Here is a 21,156-nt window from a genome sequence, read left to right on the forward strand (position 1 = left end):
TAAGCAGTGTGATTACGAAAAATTTTATAAATATTTTAAGGTATAAAAATGATTACTAATATTTATTCAAAACGCCAAAAACGATTACGTGGTGAATATCCTGATGTTTATCAATATAAAGATTTTCCTATTGAATTTCGTAGGCAAGTGATGTTGATATTTACAGAAATTATTGGAACACAATCATTTTATTCTGGAAAGTGTGTAGGAACTTTCGCTTATACGAATGATATATATGAGAATATTCATAAAATATTATGTAGAGAATATGGGGTTTTATCATTAAATAATGCCATATTTACGTATGAGAAAATTTTTAATTATCTACAAATAACAAAAAATATAGAAGAATGTTTGGATATTATTGAACTTCTATCACAATCTTCTCTTCATCTTATTCAGGAGTATGGCTGGAATTATGGTAAAGAGTTTATTAATGATATTAATCAGGTGGTTCAAGAATTAAATTATCGTTTCAAAGAACATGGAATTGGCTATCAATTTGAACCTGAAGCAAATGAGATTATTCGTGTAGATTCTCAATTTATTCACTCAGAGGTTGTAAAACCTGTATTAAAATTTTTGGCAAATAATGACTTGTACCAAGGTGCAAATGATGAGTTTTTATCCGCTCATGAGCATTATCGCCACCAAAACTATAAAGAAAGTTTGAATGATTGTTTAAAATCATTCGAGAGTTTTTTGAAAGCGATTCATGAAAAACGAAATTGGGAATATAACAGAGATAAAGATACTGCTCAAAGGCTTGTACAAAGTTGTTTTGACCATGAATTAATACCTAAATATATGCAAACCCAATTTGATTCATTAGGAAATTTATTGAAAAGTGGATTGCCTACTACTAGAAATAGAGAGTCAGGACATGGACAAGGAACAGAAGTTAGGGAAGTTCCTGAACATTTGGCAAGTTATGCATTGCATTTAACAGCAACTAATTTATTATTTTTAGCTCAATGTGAAGAAAAATTATAAATGTAAATGTATTTAATTGCTAAATAATCAACCACAATACTTTAAATAATAGAACTTGCCTCAGCCATTTTGTGGGCATCAAAAAATGTTATGATTGATCCTTGAAATTTTAACTCATTTGGACAATACATGACGACTATAATTTTGGATGCCCAACATGTTGGAAAAGCTGTAGAAACAACAGAAAAATTAACAATTTTGCAGGATATTTCATTTCAATTAAACGAGGGCGATAGCCTTGCCATTATTGGTAGTTCAGGCTCTGGTAAATCCACGTTATTGGGATTATTGGCAGGTTTAGATGTGCCAACGGAAGGCGAGATTTTATTGGCAGGCAAGCCATTAAGCCAAATGAGTGAAGATGAACGTGCATCATTAAGAGCCGAGCATGTTGGCTTTGTATTTCAATCATTCCAATTATTAGAATCCTTAACTGCCGTTGAAAACGTCATGTTGCCTTTAGAATTGGAAGGCAAAAAGAACGCAAGAGAGCGCGCGATGGAATTATTGCAGCGCGTTGGCTTGGGCGAACGCACGCACCATTATCCTAAACAATTATCAGGCGGTGAACAGCAGCGCGTTGCGATTGCGCGCGCCTTTGCATCGGATCCTACAATTTTATTTGCCGATGAACCCACGGGCAACTTAGATACCAAAACAGGCGAATCCATCATTGAATTACTCTTTCAATTAAATTTTGAGATGAAAACAACATTGGTTTTAGTGACGCATGAAGCACGATTGGCAGAGCGCTGTCAGCATCGTATTCAGATCGAAGCAGGGCGATTAGTGTTGCAGGATTTCAATCATGAATAAGTTATCCACGATTCAGTTAGCGGGATTAGCTTTTAAACAATTGATCCGAGAAATTCGTGCAGGTGAACTTCGCATTTTGCTTGTGGCTTTGTTGATCACAGTGATGATCAGCACAGCAATTGGTTATTTCAGTGCGCGATTACATGGCTCAATGGAAGCACGCGCAGGTGAGTTTTTAGCCGCTGATTTAGTGTTGCGAAGTAATGAAGATGCAACCGATGCTCAGTTGAAATTAGCGAAAGATTTAGGATTAGATCATGCCAAAACTGTGAATTTTTCCACTGTGATTTTAAATGGTGATGATCTACAGTTAACAGCAGTTAAAGCAGCAGATAGCAATTACCCTTTGCGTGGGCAATTGAAAGTACAAGATGATCTAGAAACGCTGGAATATGCAGTGAATGAAGGGCCAAAGCAAGGCGAAGTTTGGGTTGAATCACGTTTATTATATGGTTTGAATCTGAAAGTGGGCGATACTATTGATATTGGTAAGTTGCCATTAAAGATCACTAAAATCATCACTTATGCATCAGATCGTGCAGGGAATTTTTATAGTTTGAATCCTTTTGCATTGATGAATCGAGCGGATTTAGATGCAACGGGCGCTATACAAAAAGGCAGCCGAGTCACTTATCGTAATTTATGGGCAGGTAATGCAGATGTGATTCCAAAGTTACAAGTGGAGCTTAAGAAAACGCTAGAGCCGAACCAGAAAATATTAACGATCGCAGATGGTAGCGAACAAGTGAGCGGTGCTTTGAGTCGTGCGCAGAATTATTTAAATCTCGCGAGCTTGGTGGGAATTTTATTGGCAAGTGTTGCGATTGCTCTTTCTGCCAATCAGTTTGCCAATAATCGTTATGATGCGAGTGCGTTATTGCGTTCATTGGGGATGCAACAAAAGCAAGTACTTTGGTTGTATGGCTTTGAATTACTGTATGTGAGTGCAATTGGTGCAATCATTGGTGCGTTATTAGGTTGGTTGGCGCAGTTGGGATTATTTGAATTATTGAAAGATATCATCAGCGCCGAATTACCATCAGGTGGAATTGCACCCGCATTGGCAGGGATTGCGACAGGTTTTACAGTACTGATTGGGTTTGCATTGCCACCATTGGCTGCTTTAGGCAGAACGCCGCCACTTCGCGTATTGCGTGAAGATCTATTACCAACACCGCTTAAAAATTTTGTGGTTTATGGTATTGCATTTGTTGCGCTATTTTTGATCATGTGGCAATTGAGTTTAAACATCAGTTTAACTCTAGCATTGTTAGGCGGTTCAATTGCGATGGTGGCTTTGCTCAGTTTTGTGCTCTATATTTCTGTTAGATTTTTACGAAAATTATTATCACGCCCATCCTTTGTATGGCGCATGGCTTTGGGGCAAACATTGCGTTATCCAGTGAAATCCATGGGGCAGATTGTGGCTTTTGGTATTATCTTGATGACAATGGCATTGGTGTTAATGCTGCGTGGCGAGTTGTTGCAAACATGGCGAGATCAATTGCCGCATGATGCACCGAATTATTTTGCCATGAATATCACAGAAGATGAGAAAGTTGACTTTCAAAATCGAGTGGCAGAATTATCGCCCAATATCTCGCCATTTTATCCAATGGTTGCAGGGCGATTGACAGAAGTGAATGGCGTTTCTGTGCGTGAAATGTCTTTAGAGAATGAGCGTGCAAAAAACTCTATTAATCGTGATCTTAATTTAACTTGGAGTGCAGATTTACCCAGTGAAAATAAGATCATTGATGGGCAATGGTGGCAAAAGGATGAAAATAATGTTGGGGTTTCTATAGAAGAAGATTTAGCCAAAGGTTTAAATGCTACGATTGGTGATGAAATGACATTTGTGATTGCAGGGGAAACTTATCGCACGAAGGTTGCCAGTATTCGTACAGTGAATTGGGATACTGTTCAGCCGAATTTCTTTGTGATTTTTGACCCAACATCGATTCAAGATGCACCTGTGACATATTTAACAAGTTTTTATTTGCCAGAGAATATGCAAAAAGAGTTGATCACATTGGCGCGAGAATTCCCAACAGTGACGCTATTGGATTTAATGGCTTTAGTGAACCAACTGAATGGCATTTTGCAGCAAGTAACATTAGCGGTGGAATACATTTTGGCCCTTGTTTTAATTGCAGGTTTGATCGTATTAATCGCAGGCTTACAAGCAACATTGAGTGATCGATTGCGCCAAGGGGCGATTTTACGAGTTTTGGGTGCACATCGAAAAATGTTATTCAAAAGCCAATTGATCGAGTTTGCATTAATGGGCGGATTGGCGGGCTTATTAGCCATGATCGGCGGTGAATTCATTAGCTTCTTACTGTATCGTTCTGTCTTGAATTTAGAATGGCAATGGCATCCTTGGTTGTTGTTATTACCCATCATTGGCGCAATGTTGATTGCGATCATGGGAATATTGGGTACGAAAAAAGTTGTCTCGGTGAGCCCGCTATTAGTACTGCGCGGATGATGTGGCATTGAGGGTTTATTTTTGTCAGTGTTACTCTATGACAATTGACTGCGGGAGGAATAATGTTAATTAAAATAATCCAAATGCTGAAGTGGCTCTTTTTGCTATTCATATTGATCTCTGTGATCACCACGATTATTACTCTAGTTTTCAATGATTTTAAGCCTAATGAAATGTATATGGGCAAAAAACGTCCGCCCATTGATCGAGATGTGAAAACTCATTTAGATGAAGTGATAGAGCCTTATTTAGCAGAACATCCAAACGGCACAGGCTTATATCTATTGGATGATAATTTGGAAGCTTATGCGGATAGAATATTGCTGGCTCGTAGTGCAGAGCGAACTTTGGATCTCCAATATTACATTTGGCATGATGATTTGACAGGCAATATGCTCGGCTATGAATTGCTGAAAGCGGCAGATCGCGGCGTATTCATTCGTATTTTGTTGGATGATATGAATACTGTGGAAAAAGATATTGTGCTATCGGGCTTAGCGCAACATCCTTATGTGGAAATTAGATTATTCAACCCGATTTATAGCCGTCGTAATTTTGTGACAAGAACGGTGGAAATGCTGTTTAGAGGCTTAAGTTTGAATCGCCGAATGCATAATAAATCCATGATTGCAGATAGTCAGCTTGCCATTATTGGTGGCCGAAACATTGGGAATGAATATTTTGATGCAGATCCTGAAACTAACTTTTTGGATGTGGATTTATTGTTGATGGGCAAAGCAGTAGAAGAGGCCGAAGTGATTTTTGAATCCTTTTGGGATAGCCAAGCATCCATTCCTGCAAAGCAAGTGAAGTTTGGGCATAAAAATGCGTTGGCACAATTACGAGAAACGCCGTTGACAATGAGCGATACCGAGCGACAGTTAATGGAGGATTACCAAAAAGCTTTAACCATTCATTTTACAATTGATGATGTCGTGACGAAAAAAAGCAAAATATTTTGGAGTGATAATGTTCATGTGCTATCTGATCCTCCCGAAAAAGTGTTTGGTGAGAATGAGGCGCAGTGGTTGATCATGAATATTCTACCAACAACATGGCAAAAAACAGAGCGCTCACTTTATCTTGTTTCACCTTATTTTGTCCCAGGAGAAGAAGGCACTAAAGCACTGGCGGGATTGAGTGAGTCAGGTAAAAGTGTGGCAATTTTAACAAACTCATTGGCTGCGAATGATGTACCAATGGTTCATGCAGGTTATGCGCCTTATCGTCAAGATTTATTGAAAAGTGGCGTAAAATTGTATGAGTTAATGCCTTTTAATGTGAATTACAAGTTATCTAAGGATTGGAAGATCGGCGCGAGTGGCGCAAGTTTGCATACTAAAGCATTCATCATTGATGATGCTATTGGCTTTGTGGGATCATTTAACTTAGATCCTCGTTCTGCAAGGCTTAATACAGAGATGGGCGTATTCTTTGAAAATACTGGTATTGCTGATCAATTAAGTCAGCGTTATAAAAATGTGATGCAAAGCGACGTGAGTTACGAATTAGTTTTGCGCGATGATCAAATGATCTGGTTGGATGATCGTCAGTCTGAATTAAAAGAGTGGGAAAAAGATCCTGAAACCAGTTTATGGAAAAGAATGATTGTAAAAATTGTTTCTTGGTTACCTGTAGAATCTCAATTATAAAGATAATCTAGCTGTAGATTGGTTGTAATTTAACTAATTGATAATTAACAAAAACATTTCTGTTTTGGTAGGAGTGTTTTTTTTTAATTTATTTGTGATAGCATGATCCGTTCGAGGATAAGTATTTTAAATAGAGGAGGGGAACATGAGACATATCAAGAAAATCGGATATTTGTCTCTTTTGGGGATGTTGCCGTTCGTCAGTTATGCTGATGAAGGGGAGCAGATTTACCTAAAAGGTGGTGAAAAGCCACAGGCACTTGCGTGCGTAACATGTCATGGGGCGGAAGGACATGGTTTAGCGGTCGCGGGTTATCCAAATATTACAGGGATGTCACCTGATTATTTAGCCAAGCAGTTGCATGATTTTCAAGACGGTACAAGAAGTCATGCGATCATGGATGGCATTGCGGGCAATTTGAGTGATGATGAAATTGAAGCCGTAACGTTTTATATGTCTGAATTGCCAGTGCAAGAAGTGCCAATGATTACGAGAGCGGCAACACCAACAGATGTTGGTAGTCAATTGGCTTTGCGTGGTGATTGGAGTCGTCATATTCCCGAATGTATCGCATGCCATGGTCCAAGTGGTGTTGGCGTTGGCGATTCATTCCCAAGATTAGCGGGGCAGAGTTCGATCTATATTGTGAATCAGATCACTGCTTGGAAAAATGGTACACGTACAAATGACCAAGCAGACTTAATGGGGCACATTGCAAAATCTTTAACAGATGAAGAAGCAAAAGCAGTGGCAGCATATTTTGAATCGATTGGTCAGCAAGGAGAATAATCATGAAAAAGATTTTAGTGGCATCTATTATGGCTGCTCTTTATTCTTCTGTAGCAGTGGCCGAAAATCCGATCAAAATGGATGATCAATCACAATTATCTAACATTCAAGCTGTGGATGAAACAACTCAATACCATCAAGCACCGTTAGAAAAAGATCTACCAGACAATGCTTATGGTGAAATGGTTCGTAAAGGCCATGCAATTTTTGTGGATACAAAAAATCAAGTGCCAGAATATGTTGGCAATGGTATGAACTGTGTGAATTGCCATATGGATCAAGGTCGTTTAGCAAATGCGGCACCATTATGGGGTGCATATCCAATGTATCCTGCTTATCGTAGTAAGAATAATAAAGTGAATACTTATGCTGAACGTATTCAAGGCTGTTTTCAATTCAGTATGGATGGTACACCGCCAGCCGCTGATAGCGAAGCTATGACTGCATTGATCACTTATTCTTATTGGTTAGCAACGAATGCACCAACGGGCGTTTCTTTGCCAGGTCGTGCTTATCCAAAAGTAGCACAGCCAGAAGGTGGCTATAGCATTGAACGTGGCGCAAAAGTTTATGCAGATAACTGCGCCTTCTGTCATGGCTCTGATGGCATGGGGCAAAAAGTTGCTGATAACTATGTATTCCCGCCGCTTTGGGGTAAAGATTCCTTTAACTGGGGCGCTGGTATGCACCGTATCAATACGGCAGCAGATTTCATTAAAGCTAATATGCCATTAGGGAAAGGTAACTCTTTAACCGATCAAGAAGCATGGGATGTTGCTGCATTCATGAATAGTCATGAGCGCCCACAAGATCCACGTTTGATCGATGGTTCAGTGCAAAAGACTTACGAAAAATATCATGCAAATGATGGTGTCAATCTTTATGGTAAAGAAGTGAATGGTAAGATTTTAGGCCAAGGTATAAAATAACTAATTCATTCATAAAGCGTATTTCAAATCAAAGCTCCAACAATGTTGGAGCTTTTTTGTTGTTTGGTATAAAAGTTACAATTTCTTGATTTGAACAGGGTGTTTTGAGTTAACTAAAATATCCTAAACATGACATAACTCATAAAAATAATAATACAAGGTTATATTTATGTAATTTTATATTTACATGTAAAGATTTGTTAAATAAAATGCGTCTCAGAAGTTAAATTTTTTACACTGAGAAAATAAAATATGAAAGCTCAAAAAGATCAAACAATCATCTTTAAAAAGAAGTTCTCGAAAGTAGATCATGAGTGCTTACAATCATATTTTAATTTAGCAGAAACTGTTGCAGATCTGATTGGTCCTCATTGTGAAGTTGTTATTCATTCGTTTGAAAACATCGAAAAATCTGTTGTAAAAATCATTAATGGTCATCATACAGGTAGAACTTTAAATTCACCAGTCACAGATTTAGGTTTAAAAATGTTGCACCTTTATGAACAAACTGGAGATTGCGTTTCTAAAAGTTACTTTACAAATGCGAAAAGTGGTGGCTTGATGAAATCCACAACCTGTATTTTGAAAAACCATACAGATGAAGCTATTGGTATGTTTTGTATTAACATTAATTTATCAGTGCCATTTCCTGAGTTGATTCAAACGTTAATGCCAACAGGTGCATTGCCTGCAATAATGACAAATCAATTAGAAAATTTCAGCACGAATGCTAAAGATGTGATTGAAAAAGCCATTGCACATGCAGAACAAGAAGTAAATGCAATGCAAACAAGTTTGAAAAATAGAAATAAAAGTATTATTCGCGTGCTGTATGACAGTGGAATTTTTGAATTAAAAGAAGCGACAGTCATTGTTGCGGATCATTTAAATATCACTCGGCATGCCGTTTATAAAAACATTAGAGAGTTCAAATCTAATCATGAAGTTAACCATTTAAAAATGGGGTAAACATTTAAGTTTCATTCATTATTTTAGCTAATTTTATATCAAAAATAACCTTGTTATAGGGAGCTGTTATGAGCAATACATATAACCCAACCGCAACAACTATAGAATCGACAACTGCTCGATCTAAATGGACAAGTTCAGACACAACATGGATGTTAAGCCTTTATGGTACAGCAATCGGTGCAGGTGTTTTGTTTCTACCGATTAAAGCAGGCTCTGGTGGCTTAATACCGTTATTATTCGTACTGTTGTTTTCATTTCCAATGGCATATTTAGCGCATCGAGGATTGTGTCGTTTCATCTTAGCGGGCAGCAGCAAAGATGGTGATATTACTGTAACAACAGAAGAGTTTTTTGGGCCAACCGCAGGGAATGTCATCACTTTCTTATATTTCTTAATTATTTTCCCAATCTTGCTGATTTATAGCGTAGGTTTAACGAATACAACGATCAGCTTTATGGAGAATCAGCTTCATTTGATCAGCGCAGCAGCTGCAGACTCAGTTGCATTGAAAACAATTGTATCGTTGGTGATTGTGAGCGGTTTAATGTTGATCATTAACTTCGGACAAGAGATGACGTTGAAAGTAATGTCTTACTTAGTTTATCCATTCATTTTAGTATTAATGTTCATTGCAGTTTGGATGTCTCAATATTGGTCAACAGCAATTTTCTCTTCTTGGTCAACGGAAGAAACTGTTATGGGCACTTTAGGTAACATTTGGTTGATCATTCCTGTAATGGTATTTGCTTTCAACCATTCACCAATCATTTCTTCTTTAGCAGTTGCGAAGAAAAAAGAAGATGCAGGTATTGCTGAACAAAAATGCTCTCGTATTATCAAATATGCAAACATTTTAATGGTTGTGACAGTAATGTTTTTCGTAGTGAGCTGTGCATTAGCGTTATCACCAGATCAACTATCACAAGCAGCTGAAGAAAACTTACCAATCTTGTCTTATGTTGCCAACCATTTCGGTACACCATTCTTCTCAATCTTAGCGCCAATCGTAGCATTTGTAGCGATGTCTAAATCATTCTTCGGTCACTATTTAGGTGCAAAAGAAGGCTTTGATGGCTTGGTAACAAGAGGCGCAAAAGCAATGGGTAAAGCACCTTCTGTAAAAACTGTTAACAAGATCACATTTGTATTCATCTTCATCACTTGCTGGGTTATCGCAATTCTTTCACCAAATGTATTAGATCTAATCGAAACTTTAGTTGGCCCAATCATTGCATCGATCTTGTTCTTATTACCAATGTATGCGATCAGCCGAGTACCAGCATTAGCGAAATACAAAGGACAAGTGAGCAACATCTTTGTAACAGTATTAGGTTTAATTGCAATCACAGCGATCGTATTCAGCTTAGTAAGTATGGCGATTGCAGGTTAATACCAATATCACAAAAACTTTATTAAATAAAAGCAGAGGCTTACGCACAATGAGCTTAAGCCTCTAAAATAAAAATAGGAGATTCCCTATGATCAGCATCTTTGAAATCTACAAAATTGGTATTGGCCCTTCGAGTTCCCACACAGTTGGCCCAATGAAAGCAGCAAAGTCATTCACGACTGAATTGGTTAATTTAGAATTAATCGAAAGTACAACAAAAATTGTTGTTGATTTATATGGTGCATTATCATTAACAGGGAAAGGTCACTTAACAGATACAGCAACAATTTTAGGTTTAGCAGGTAATGATCCTGCAACCGTTGATATCGAAAAAATTCCAGAGTTCATGGCGCGTTTAGAAAGAACGAACAGATTACCAATGATGGATAATAAATACTGTGTAGATTTTCCATTAGAAACCAGCATGAACTTTCATTCAGAATTTTTAGCATTACATGAAAACGGTATGACGATTCGCGCCTATCGTGGTGATGAATTGTTACTCAGCAAAACATATTACTCCATTGGCGGCGGTACAATCGTTGATGAAGAAAATTTTGGCAAAAAAGAATCTACATCCATTCAAGTACCTTATCCATTTTCAACGGCGGAAGAATTACTTCAACAAAGTAAAGACAATGCTTTATCGATTTCTTGTTTAATGTTGAAAAATGAGTTGTGTATGCACTCAATGGAAGAGATCCAAAATCATTTTGAGAATGTGATCAAAGTGATGAAAGAAGGCATTGAGCGCGGGATGAAAACAGAAGGTTTATTGCCAGGCGGTTTTAAAGTTCCTCGTAGAGCACCTGATTTATATCGTTCGATTCGTGCACAGGATAGATTATCCACAGATCCGATGGTGACAATTGATTGGGTTAATATGTATGCTTTTGCTGTGAATGAGGAAAATGCAGCAGGTGGCCGTGTTGTGACTGCGCCAACCAATGGTGCATGCGGCATTATTCCAGCAGTATTAGCGTATTACGATAAGTTTGTAGAGCCATTAACATTTGATGCATATTTAAGATTCTATTTGGCAAGTTCGGCAGTTGCGATGCTTTATAAATTGAATGCATCGATTTCTGGCGCAGAAGTGGGCTGCCAAGGTGAAGTGGGCGTTGCATGTTCTATGGCAGCCGCAGGGTTGGCAGAATTGATGGGCGGCAGCGCAACACAGGTTTGTACGGCAGCAGAAATTGGCATGGAACATAATTTAGGTTTAACGTGCGATCCAATCGGCGGACAAGTACAAGTACCATGCATAGAGCGTAATGCAATTGGTGCAGTGAAAGCAATTAATGCGGCAAGAATGGCGCTTCGTCGTACAAGTACGCCAACAGTTTCTTTAGATAAAGTGATTCAAACAATGTATGAAACAGGCAAAGATATGCACTGTAAATATCGTGAAACATCACAGGGTGGCTTAGCTGCCGTGATCACAAGATGTGGTTAATCTCCCTCCCCCTAATATTAACCATATAACCCGTTGCCCCATGTTATGAACTGCACCCCAAAAGTTGGACACAACTTTGGGGTGTTTTTATATGGCGAAGTATTCTTTTGATTTCAAATTAAAAGTTGTTAAGTTTTATCAAAAAGGAAATGGATATAGCTCTACAGCTGATCATTTTAATATTGATCACTCCACCGTTAAAAAGTGGGTCAAAGCTTATCAGTATCATGGTCAATCAGGGATTCAGCCAAGAACAACAAAACGATTATATTCTGCTGAATTCAAATATTATGTATTGAAGTTTATGTCAGATCATTATTACTCTGCCCGCGAAGCGGCTTCATATTTTAATATTCCAGCATTTACTTCTATATTAGAATGGCAATCACTGTTTAAAGAAGGTGGTTTGAGTGCACTTGAACCACGTCAAAAAGGAAGACCTAAAAAGATGAGATTGCCCAAAAAACCTGATAATCGCACTGAACAAGAAAAGTTGATAGATCAACTTCAAGCTGAATTAGCCTATCTTCGTGCGGAGAATGATGTGTTAAAAAAGTTTCAGGAATTGGACGAGAAGGAAGAAGCGCTCAGGCGCAAACAATCATCGCAGAAGAACTCAAAGTAAAGCATTCATTGTCATCGTTACTGAAAATCATGAATCTAGCCAAAAGCACTTATTACTATCATAAGGCAGTATTGGCTAAGCCTGATTCAGATGAAAGCCTTAAAGCAAGGATAACAGCCCTTTTTCATGAGCATAAAGGTCGATATGGTTATCGTCGCATCACTGCGATATTACAAAAAGATTTCCCCATTAACCATAAAAAAGTTCAAAGAATCATGCGATTACTGAATCTTAAATCTTTAGTAAGACCGAAGAAATACCAATCTTATAAAGGAAAAGTTGGAAAAATAGCGAAGAATATTTTGAAGCGTAATTTTAAGGCTCAAAGGCCCAACCAAAAATGGGTAACAGATGTCACAGAGTTTAAAGTGAACGGTGAAAAGCTGTATTTATCTCCGATTTTAGATCTATATAATCAGGAAATTATTAGCTATGAAGTTGCTAAAAACTCCAAATATGAGTTGGTGGGTAAAATGCTGAATAAGGCATTGAAGCATTTAAAGTTACATAAGAAAGGACGCAAGAAACTGATTTTACATTCTGATCAAGGTTGGCAATATCAAATGAAACAGTACCAACAATCTTTAAAAGATCACAAAGTTAGACAAAGCATGTCACGCAAAGGCAATTGCTATGATAATGCTGTGATTGAGAACTTCTTTGGTGTTTTGAAATCAGAGCTATTTCATGTGAAAAAATTTGAATCTATCGATCAATTAGAGAAAGAGATTCATGAGTACATCGATTATTACAATAATGATCGAATTAAGCTCAAACTAAAAGGACTGAGTCCGATAGAATATCGAAATCAGTCCTTGTCTTTATAATTTATAAACTGTCCAAGTTTATGGGGTCAGTTCAGTTATTCATGGGGCTTTTTTTATCTTGGATTCATGTGAAACATTGCTATTATGCCGTGACAGTGATGATTTGTGATTGATTCAATCCTTCTAAAATAATATCAGCGGTGACAGTGGTTTCCACTTTGAGTGCTCTACAACATTCTAAAGCGATCACCTGTGTTAGATATTCAAGATCACGCACAGTTTTATGTCCAATAAACGCATTGATATATTTTTCTAAGGAGAAGAGTTCTAGTAATACTAGATCAGCAGTGTAGCTAATGCTGATGGTTGATCCTGCTTTAGGGTTTTGACTCGCATGGCACAAAATGGGTAGTTGAATGACATGTTTGACGGCAGTCTTTAATTCAGGGTATTGATTGCGTATTAGATCAATTGGGAAATCGTGATGTTCGGATGCATACTGTAAAACGACAGTATCAATCATAGGTTTTTTCATGGTGATTTAATGTTTACTGAGTGGATAAGGTTGCCTGATCATGTTTGGGCTTAATGATGAATACTTTGCTGATGATCGTTGAAGCAATCAGGAATTTTGCCACAATGTCTGCAAAGATGATTTCCATCATCATTGGTAGTTCAAAAATGCCATAAAAGGCAATGAAAGTGAAGAATGTGCTATCAATGGGCACGCTTGCGGCGTTACTTGCTAATACACGAACATGCCAAGATCGTGCTTTGAGTTTTTCAAAAACGCCTGTATTCATCAGTTCACTGAATAAAATGGCAATGAAGGATGCCATAAGAAATCGCCATGGAATCTCAAAATAAATCGCACAAATAGTATTGACGATTAAAGCGAGTGCAATGCCCAATAATGCAAAATTTAAGCCATAACGATGAAGATGATCGCGCAATGTAAAAACAAAGGCAAAGAAAATTGTACCGTAACTGAGCAAACCAAAAAATGGCAGTTCAATAAAATGATCCAGCAATAGATTTGCAACGAGCACACTTGCCACGTAGGCAATGAGATAGATATATTTCATAGCTAACCTTTTTAATTAAATTGGGGTGAGGGAACCCAAGTGATTCAAGCGGTAAATTCTACACGAATCTCGCAAGATTAAAAGGTCATAAATCGTTAAAGGAATTGTTTAGCTTACTAAACAAAATATAATCAGTTATCATGCTGATGTCATTTAACCATTGGAGGGGATTAATGAGAGCTTTAATCAATATTGATTACACATTTGATTTTGTAGCAACAGAAGGAAAACTCACAACTGCTGAAGCAGGGCAGAAGCTGCATGATGATATTTTGGCATTGACGAGATATTTTGTGGATGAAGGAGATTATGTTGTTTTCGCCATTGATGGACATGATCCTAATGATCGTTATCATCCTGAGAATAAATTATTTCCTGCTCATAATGTGATGGGCACAAAAGGGCGTGATTTATATGGTGATTTAGCTAAATATTTTGCAGAACATTGTCATGATCCTAAAATTTATTGGATTGATAAGCGCCATTATTCTGCATTTAGTGGCACGGATTTAGACATTCGTTTGCGTGAACGCAATATTAAAGAAGTGCATTTAGTGGGTGTTTGCACAGATATCTGTATCTTGCATACGGCGATTGATGCATACAACTTGGGTTATGACATTGTGATTCACGAAAAAGGTGTTGCAAGTTTTGATCCTGTTGGGCATGAATGGGCTTTGAATCATTTTAAAAATGTTTTAGGTGCGCGGATTGTTTAATTTATCTGACAGAATAATGATGAGCTTGAGTGTTATAATTGCATAAAATTAAAAAGTGGATAAAACATGACCATTACAACGATTCTCATCATTATTTCTGTGGCTGCATTATTGATTATGATTTTTACAGTCACGGTCTACAATCAATTGATTAAACATCGGCAAATGTCTAATGAGGCATTTGCCAGCATGGATGTTTTTTTGAAAAAGCGTTATGACTTAATTCCGATGTTGGTTTCTGTCACAACAGGTGCGCGTGATTATGAAGCCAATGTTTTAAAAGAGATTGTGGCGCTGCGTTCACAAGGCTTAAACGGCAATTTGTCTGTGGGTGATTTAGGCAAAAATGAGTTAAAACTGAGTGACAGAATTCATCAGTTATTGATGTTGGTTGAAAATTATCCTGACATTAAAGCGAATCATAATTTTCAGCAGTTGAGTGAATCATTGGTGAAGATTGAGGATGATATCAGTAAAGCAAGGCGCTACTATAATGCAACAGTTCGCCATTATTTAACTTATAAGCAACAATTCCCAAATGTTATCATTGCTTCTATGTTCAATTTTCCGATGATTGAGTACTTTGCAGTGAATGATTCAACAGAGCGCAATGCACCGACAATAACGCTTTAATCTTCCTCAAAACGCTTTAAATCATGGCCTTTGAGCGCAGCACCAATCATATCTGGTAAGCGATCTGGCGTACAGGCAAAACAAGGTACGCCCAATTTGCTGATCTCTTTGCCAAGATTTTTATCATAATCAGGTCGGCCGCTATCGGTTAATGCTAATAACGTAATGACAATGACACCATCATCTTTCATATTCTCCAATCGACGCAGCAAACCTTTACGAACGCCGCCTTCATAGAGATCTGAAATCAAAATGAAGATGGTTTTCTTCGCCTCTGTAATCAGTGTTTGGCAATAGGAAACGGATTTATTGATGTCCGTTCCGCCGCCCATTTGGAAGCCAAAAAGTGCATCCACAGGATCATTGCGGCACAATTCTGTTAAATCCATAATATTAGTGTCAAATGCCACAACATGAGTTTCTAGAACTGGCATGCTCGCAAAAATTGCGCCCATAATGGATGAATAGATGATGGATTCATACATCGAGCCACTTTGGTCGATGTCCAAAATGACAGTCCAATTTTTCTGTTTTTGATTGCGTTCAAAGAAATAGAAGCGCTCAGGAATTAAACGCTTTGTAGCCACATCATAATTTTTGAGATTCCGTTCAATCGTCATTTTCCAATCAGTGCTTGAAAAATTAGCAATCGGCGTATGTGCACGTTTATTCACGGCGCCCGTAACGGCACGGCGCAGATCCATCTCCATCTTTTTCATAATCTCATCCACAACCGCTTTAATCAGTTGTCTTGCAGATTCTTTAGATTTTTCAGGAATGGCATCTTTGAGTGCAAGTAAATTGCTCACCATATTGAGATCAGGCGTCACATTTTGTAGGGATTCAGGTTCTAACAATAATTGTGTTAAGCCTTTGCGCTCGATTGCATCAGCTTGGATCACACTCACAACATCGCTTGGGAAAAAGTTACGAACATCTGTTAACCATTTTGCCAATTTAGGTGATGAAGCGCCACGGCCAGCACTTCGCTTAGTGTTGTTTCCATTACCTGAATCATTGGATTCATAGATCATGCCAAGGGCTTGATCCATCACCATTTCAGTATCGGACAAAGGTGCATCTTGTAAATTATCAGCGCCTTCGCCTAAGATTAAACGCCAACGTTTCAATTGCTCTTGGTCGATCTCAGTATTATCAATCGTATTCATGTCGTTGCTCGCTAAAAATCAAAGTCAAAATCATTGAGCTCATCCAGTTTTTGTGTTTCCACTTCTGTGAGTTCTGCCTGAAGATATTCTGCTGTTTGTGCAGAACTTGTACCCCAAAAATCATTGAGAAGATCCACAATGCTTGCTTTTTGTGTGGGTTCAAATTGCCCTAATGTTCTGCGTAAAAAGACAACGGCACGTTTAAAACCTTCTTCATCCAAATTTGTCACATAATCATTGAGTTCACGCCAAATGGCAATGCGAGACAATAGAGCATAACGATTACGTGCAGCTAAGCCTTCAAACCATGTTGCGGCTAAATCAGCAGGTACACCCGCTGAGAATCTACGAGCAACTTCTACACTGCAATCATCATCGGAAACAAGCTGATGCTCTAATAACAATGAAAATGCCAAGCCTGATAAATAAGTGTTGTAGTGATCACCATGTGCCACAACATTGAGCTCTGCATGCCACAGTTCAACATTCACAGATTCATATAAATCATGGGCAACTTGCTCTAAAGCATGAATGGCTTGTGTGATGCTTTTAGCAGCGCTGTAATCGCAATTAGCGGCATCAGACAATAACAAGCAGGCACGTAAAAATAGCTGTTGAATGATGGGCTCAAGTGTTTGTGTATCAATGCGGCGTAGCGAACCAAATTGATACAGTTGGCTGAGTTCAAAACAGGCTGTGCTAATGGCATCAAAATCTTCGCTATCCACGAGTAACGCTTGTAATGAAATGATGGCTGTATCAAACATCTCTGTGAGATCACATTCACAAATTTGACGAATTAATTGTGCAGCAGTGCCAACGCTTTCACATTCATCCAATTGTTGTTGCAGTTGATAAGCGGCAGCCATTTCAATGGTTTCACCTTTAAGGTTACTTTCAATCACTGTGATTTCAACTTCAGTTGACCACTGTAATAGCCATTTTTCTGACCATGATGCAGAATCTTGATATGTACGCTGTTGCGTTGCAAATGGAATATTGAGCACTTGTAAACGATGCAAAAATGTTGAGCGATTCAAATCCATAAATGCAGCAGCCTCTGATTTAACACGGATATTTTCACGTAGATCCAATGCTAGCTCTTTTTGTACAGCATCACGATAATCTTGCAGTTTTAAGCGCTTTAATTGAAGATTCATATCTTCTTGAATGGGCGTTTGATAGCTGCCTTCTGGTAAATGTCCCATCTCTGTGCCAATGTCTGCACGATTAAGGGCAACGGCAACTTTAGATAACTCGCCTTCGCCTAGGCAGGTCACAGCAGCCTCATGCAGATCAGATAATACAGGGTATTGTCCGCCCTTCATTGTGGTTAAAGCCGTTGCTAAACGTACAGCTTCAATCACACTGGCCGAGGATGCATTGTATCCATCTTTGCGTAAATCTTGTGCCACTTTGGTGAGATATTGTGCAGATAAATTTTCAATATTATTGTTGAGCAATGCTTGCCACATCATGCCGAAATAGTAAGGCGCACGATTACCTGCGCCATAACCTGTACGGCTACTTAAACGTAGATAAGAATAGGGCATCAGCGCTTGTTTGATCTCACAAGATGGCAATGGTGGCATGATCTCTTTTTGTGATGCAGCAAATCGTGCTTCTAAACCTGCGACATGATAAGCACCCACAATGATGACGATTTCATCCAGCTGATAACCTTTTTCAGCTTGAATGCGCAGCACTTCTGAATGCATATGAGCTTCACGAATAAGGTTATAAGCATGATCTAATGGCTCTGCAATCGCTTCTGTGGATTCTGTTAATTCACGAATCTGTGAAGATTGATAAACAATCGCCCCTTGATAATGTTCAGCGCTTTGGGAATGCTCAAAATTGCGTTCCCAATAACTTTCATAATCATGTTCATCCGATAATTTAGCAATGTTTGCATATAATTGATGTTGTGATTCATTGAAATCTTGGCGCAATTGATTGTCTGAATCATCTTCATGAACTTCACGCATGATTTGACGAAACTTTAATGAGCTTGCCGCAGGTAGATCAATGAATGCTACATCACATTTATGTTGTTTCCCCCAAACAATGGCTTGATATTCAGGTGAATAGTCCGCCAATGGGAATAGTACACTTTCAATTGGGAATGATTGTGTGTAAGCCATGATGGCAATCGGCGGGCGCACTTTGGGATCAGCAATCATAGGGATGAAGTGCGTGGCATCTTTTGGCCCTTCGATTAAAATGCACTTGGGCTTTTTTTCCGCCAAATAGCTTCTAAGATGCAGCGCTGCCGCTGGCGATAAATGGCGCACACCAAAAATTTGTGCAGTCATAATTTTATCCATTCATGTCGTTGCAGCTGTGGTACAAATTGCGCCACTGTTCACCACGTTTTTTCATCACATTTTCTAAATATTCTTTCCAAACGATTTTGTCTTTATCTTCATCTTTGACAATTGCACCCTGCAAACCTGCGGCTAAATCATCTGGGCTGATTGTGCCTGTGCCGAAGCTGGATGCTAAAGCCATGCTATTTGTGATGAGCGAAATGGCTTCTGCTGTGGAAACAACGCCGCTTGGTGATTTCAATTTTTGTTTGTTATCCAATGTTGAGCCTTGACGAAGTTCACGGAAGATCGTGACAATTTTTTCAATTTCATCATGGCTAGGTAAAGTTGCTTTTAATTGATAACTATTAGCAATCTCCGCAACACGTTTAGAAACAATGTTCACTTCTGTTTCTAAAGCATTCGGTGCAGGCAATACAATGATATTAAAGCGGCGTTTCAATGCGGATGACATATCATTGACGCCTTTATCACGAGTATTGGCTGTCGCAATGATGCCAAAACCACGTTGAGCACGTTGTTCACGCGCCAATTCAGGCACAGAAACTGTTTTTTCAGACAAAATAGAGATCAAAGCATCTTGCACTTCTGAAGCGCAGCGGGAAATCTCTTCAAAGCGTGCCACTGAACCTGTTTCCATCGCACGAAAGATTGGGCTTTGAATGAGCGCATCTTCCGATGGGCCATTTGCCAATAGCATTGCATAATTCCATGAGTAACGAATTTGTTCTTCCGTTGTCCCTGCTGTACCTTGCACAACTTTGGCAGAATCGCCACAAATCGCTGCGGTTAAGTTTTCAGATAACCATGATTTTGCTGTACCTGGTTCACCAATCAATAGCAAAGAGCGATCGGTTAATAATGTTGCAATTGCAATTTCCACTAAGCGATCATGGCCAATGTATTTCGGTGTGATCTCAACGCCATCTGCTGTGCCGCCCACAATGAATTTCAATACGGCTTTTGGCGACAATTGCCAGCCAGCGGGTTTATCATTTTTGGCATCTTCTTTCTTCAGTGCTTCCAATTCATGTGCATATAACAGTTCTGCTGGTAAACGTAATGCATCATCTGTTTTCTTAGCTTTTTTTGCCATCTTTTGCTCCGTAATGAAATTCGGTATTAATTGTGCAGGTTAGAATAACAAAAGATTCATTAAAATTAATGCTGAAAAAAATATCAAATATTCTCATTAATATTAATGGCTAAATATTTCATGTGGGATTATACGATGATTAATGCAACGAACATTAACAATAAGGCAATAGTTTTTTGGTAAGTGATCGTACGTTTTGCTAAGCCAAATAGACCGAGTTGATCAATGAATACGGCCATCAAGAGTTGCCCTAAAATAAAGACAATGCTTGTTAATACAGCGCCCAATTGATGGATAACGACGATTGTACCGCCGACGATGATGATGCCGAAAACACCGCCTGTATAAATCCATAAGGGAATTTTGTTGCCTTGTGCATCGTGCAATGGAATTTTAATGCGCTTTTCCACGATGAAAACCAAAATGGCAAGCATGATGGCGCCGATAAAGAATGATAAGAATGTGGCTGTTAAAATTGAGTGAGTGGCTAATCTTAATTGACCGTTGAATGCTGCTTGCAATGGCGGAAAAATCCCGACAAATAATCCAATGACAATCCAATATTTAGCATGAGGATTGGTTTCTGTCGTGTGATGTTGAGTTTTTAGATTGGCATTTTGATAAATAATGATGGCAATGATCATTAAAATTACACCGATCAAACGCAATATGGAAATTTCTTGAATGGGCAGATCAAGCACACCAAAATGATCTAGCATGATGCCCATGATCATTTGCCCAGTAATTGTGACCAAAGTTGTGATGGTTGCGCCGATTTTTGCAAATAATACTATGTTGGCAACATTGAAAACTAAGCCAGATGCAGCGCCACCGAGAAATACAGTGACGGGATATGAAAAATCAATGCGTTGATAAAATTGTGCATCGAATGTGATTAGTGCAATGAATAAAATCACAGAACCTACAGAGAAGGCAATGAATGATGCTGTTAAAGGTGTTTTTGCGTACGTTCTTAAGCGGGCATTGATGGTGGCTTGAATCGGAAAAAAAGCACCTGCAAGTAAGCCGAGCAAAATATAAGGCAAGATGGACATAGTTGAACCTTTGTAAATATATTAAAGATATTTTATATCCGTAATTAATGCGCAATGACATCAAAGATATGATGGTCTTTGAGAAGCTAATTAAGGATATTGATTGTCTATAATATATTTTATGGAAAAAGTGTCAATCATAAATTATTTTCTCAGCTGTTATAATGCCCAAAGATTATAAGAATAC

The 21,156-nt window shown here is 38.4% G+C and carries 18 protein-coding genes; 12 read left to right on the top strand and 6 right to left on the bottom strand.

The genetic code is table 11. The features are described from left to right. Nucleotides 1-48: 48 nt before the first annotated feature. From ACA100_RS05145 to ACA100_RS05190, 10 genes are all read left to right on the top strand, one after another. Entirely contained in the window at nt 49-993 is a 945-nt protein-coding gene (locus ACA100_RS05145; RefSeq protein WP_481078902.1) for an STM4504/CBY_0614 family protein, read from the top strand. Between the two features lie 129 nt (nt 994-1,122). Then, the gene (locus ACA100_RS05150; protein WP_481078903.1) at nt 1,123-1,809 is read left to right on the top strand and encodes an ABC transporter ATP-binding protein; all 687 of its coding nucleotides are present in this window, start codon (nt 1,123-1,125) and stop codon (nt 1,807-1,809) included. Further along, nucleotides 1,802-4,300: an ABC transporter permease gene (locus ACA100_RS05155; RefSeq protein WP_481078904.1), complete on the top strand. Its 2,499-nt coding sequence runs from the start codon at nt 1,802-1,804 to the stop codon at nt 4,298-4,300. The genes ACA100_RS05150 and ACA100_RS05155 overlap by 8 nt, the downstream gene beginning before the upstream one ends. Nucleotides 4,301-4,362: 62 nt before the next feature. Then, the gene (locus ACA100_RS05160) at nt 4,363-5,952 is read left to right on the top strand and encodes a phospholipase D family protein (protein ID WP_481078905.1); all 1,590 of its coding nucleotides are present in this window, start codon (nt 4,363-4,365) and stop codon (nt 5,950-5,952) included. 145 nt (nt 5,953-6,097) lie between these two features. Further along, nucleotides 6,098-6,742, top strand: a complete 645-nt coding sequence (locus tag ACA100_RS05165) for a c-type cytochrome (RefSeq protein WP_481078906.1) — start codon at nt 6,098-6,100, stop codon at nt 6,740-6,742. A 2-nt stretch (nt 6,743-6,744) separates the two neighbouring features. Beyond that, a complete protein-coding gene (locus tag ACA100_RS05170) occupies nt 6,745-7,671 on the top strand; it encodes a c-type cytochrome (RefSeq protein WP_481078907.1) in 927 nt (308 codons plus the stop codon). A 252-nt stretch (nt 7,672-7,923) separates the two neighbouring features. Further along, nucleotides 7,924-8,640: a helix-turn-helix transcriptional regulator gene (locus ACA100_RS05175; protein ID WP_481078908.1), complete on the top strand. Its 717-nt coding sequence runs from the start codon at nt 7,924-7,926 to the stop codon at nt 8,638-8,640. Nucleotides 8,641-8,708: 68 nt separating this feature from the next. Further along, complete coding sequence (locus ACA100_RS05180; protein WP_481078909.1) at nt 8,709-10,034, top strand: SLC5/6 family protein; 1,326 nt, start codon at nt 8,709-8,711, stop codon at nt 10,032-10,034. Between the two features lie 88 nt (nt 10,035-10,122). Next, nucleotides 10,123-11,490 carry an L-serine ammonia-lyase gene (locus tag ACA100_RS05185; protein ID WP_481078910.1) on the top strand — a complete coding sequence of 456 codons (1,368 nt, stop codon included), beginning with the start codon at nt 10,123-10,125 and terminating at the stop codon, nt 11,488-11,490. 91 nt (nt 11,491-11,581) lie between these two features. Further along, nucleotides 11,582-12,942, top strand: a protein-coding gene (locus ACA100_RS05190) for an IS3 family transposase (RefSeq protein WP_481076906.1) whose coding sequence is annotated in 2 segments (ribosomal slippage) — nt 11,582-12,062 and nt 12,062-12,942 — 1,362 coding nt in all. Because the reading frame shifts where the segments join, the coding sequence is not laid out codon by codon here. 82 nt (nt 12,943-13,024) lie between these two features. On the opposite strand, the gene ACA100_RS05195 is transcribed toward ACA100_RS05190, so the two are convergent. After that, on the bottom strand, nt 13,025-13,405 hold the full coding sequence (locus ACA100_RS05195) for a hypothetical protein (protein ID WP_481078911.1): 381 nt from the start codon (nt 13,403-13,405) through the stop codon (nt 13,025-13,027). 25 nt (nt 13,406-13,430) lie between these two features. After that, nucleotides 13,431-13,967, bottom strand: a complete 537-nt coding sequence (locus ACA100_RS05200) for a VUT family protein (protein WP_481078912.1) — start codon at nt 13,965-13,967, stop codon at nt 13,431-13,433. 173 nt (nt 13,968-14,140) lie between these two features. On the opposite strand from ACA100_RS05200, the gene ACA100_RS05205 reads away from it, so the two are divergent. After that, nucleotides 14,141-14,686: a cysteine hydrolase family protein gene (locus tag ACA100_RS05205; RefSeq protein ID WP_481078913.1), complete on the top strand. Its 546-nt coding sequence runs from the start codon at nt 14,141-14,143 to the stop codon at nt 14,684-14,686. 66 nt (nt 14,687-14,752) lie between these two features. Then, entirely contained in the window at nt 14,753-15,319 is a 567-nt protein-coding gene (locus ACA100_RS05210) for a LemA family protein (protein WP_481078914.1), read from the top strand. Here the strand turns inward: ACA100_RS05210 and ACA100_RS05215 are convergent. The 4 genes from ACA100_RS05215 to ACA100_RS05230 form a co-directional block, all read right to left on the bottom strand. After that, on the bottom strand, nt 15,316-16,488 hold the full coding sequence (locus tag ACA100_RS05215; RefSeq protein ID WP_481078915.1) for a VWA domain-containing protein: 1,173 nt from the start codon (nt 16,486-16,488) through the stop codon (nt 15,316-15,318). The genes ACA100_RS05210 and ACA100_RS05215 overlap by 4 nt on opposite strands. 11 nt (nt 16,489-16,499) lie before the next feature. Beyond that, nucleotides 16,500-18,803, bottom strand: a complete 2,304-nt coding sequence (locus tag ACA100_RS05220) for a DUF5682 family protein (RefSeq protein WP_481078916.1) — start codon at nt 18,801-18,803, stop codon at nt 16,500-16,502. A 4-nt stretch (nt 18,804-18,807) separates the two neighbouring features. After that, on the bottom strand, nt 18,808-19,914 hold the full coding sequence (locus ACA100_RS05225) for an ATP-binding protein (protein WP_481078917.1): 1,107 nt from the start codon (nt 19,912-19,914) through the stop codon (nt 18,808-18,810). Nucleotides 19,915-20,042: 128 nt separating this feature from the next. Next, the gene (locus ACA100_RS05230; protein ID WP_481078918.1) at nt 20,043-20,969 is read right to left on the bottom strand and encodes a DMT family transporter; all 927 of its coding nucleotides are present in this window, start codon (nt 20,967-20,969) and stop codon (nt 20,043-20,045) included. Between the last annotated feature and the right edge of the window lie 187 nt (nt 20,970-21,156).

This window comes from Wohlfahrtiimonas sp. XWW7 (assembly GCF_056716055.1).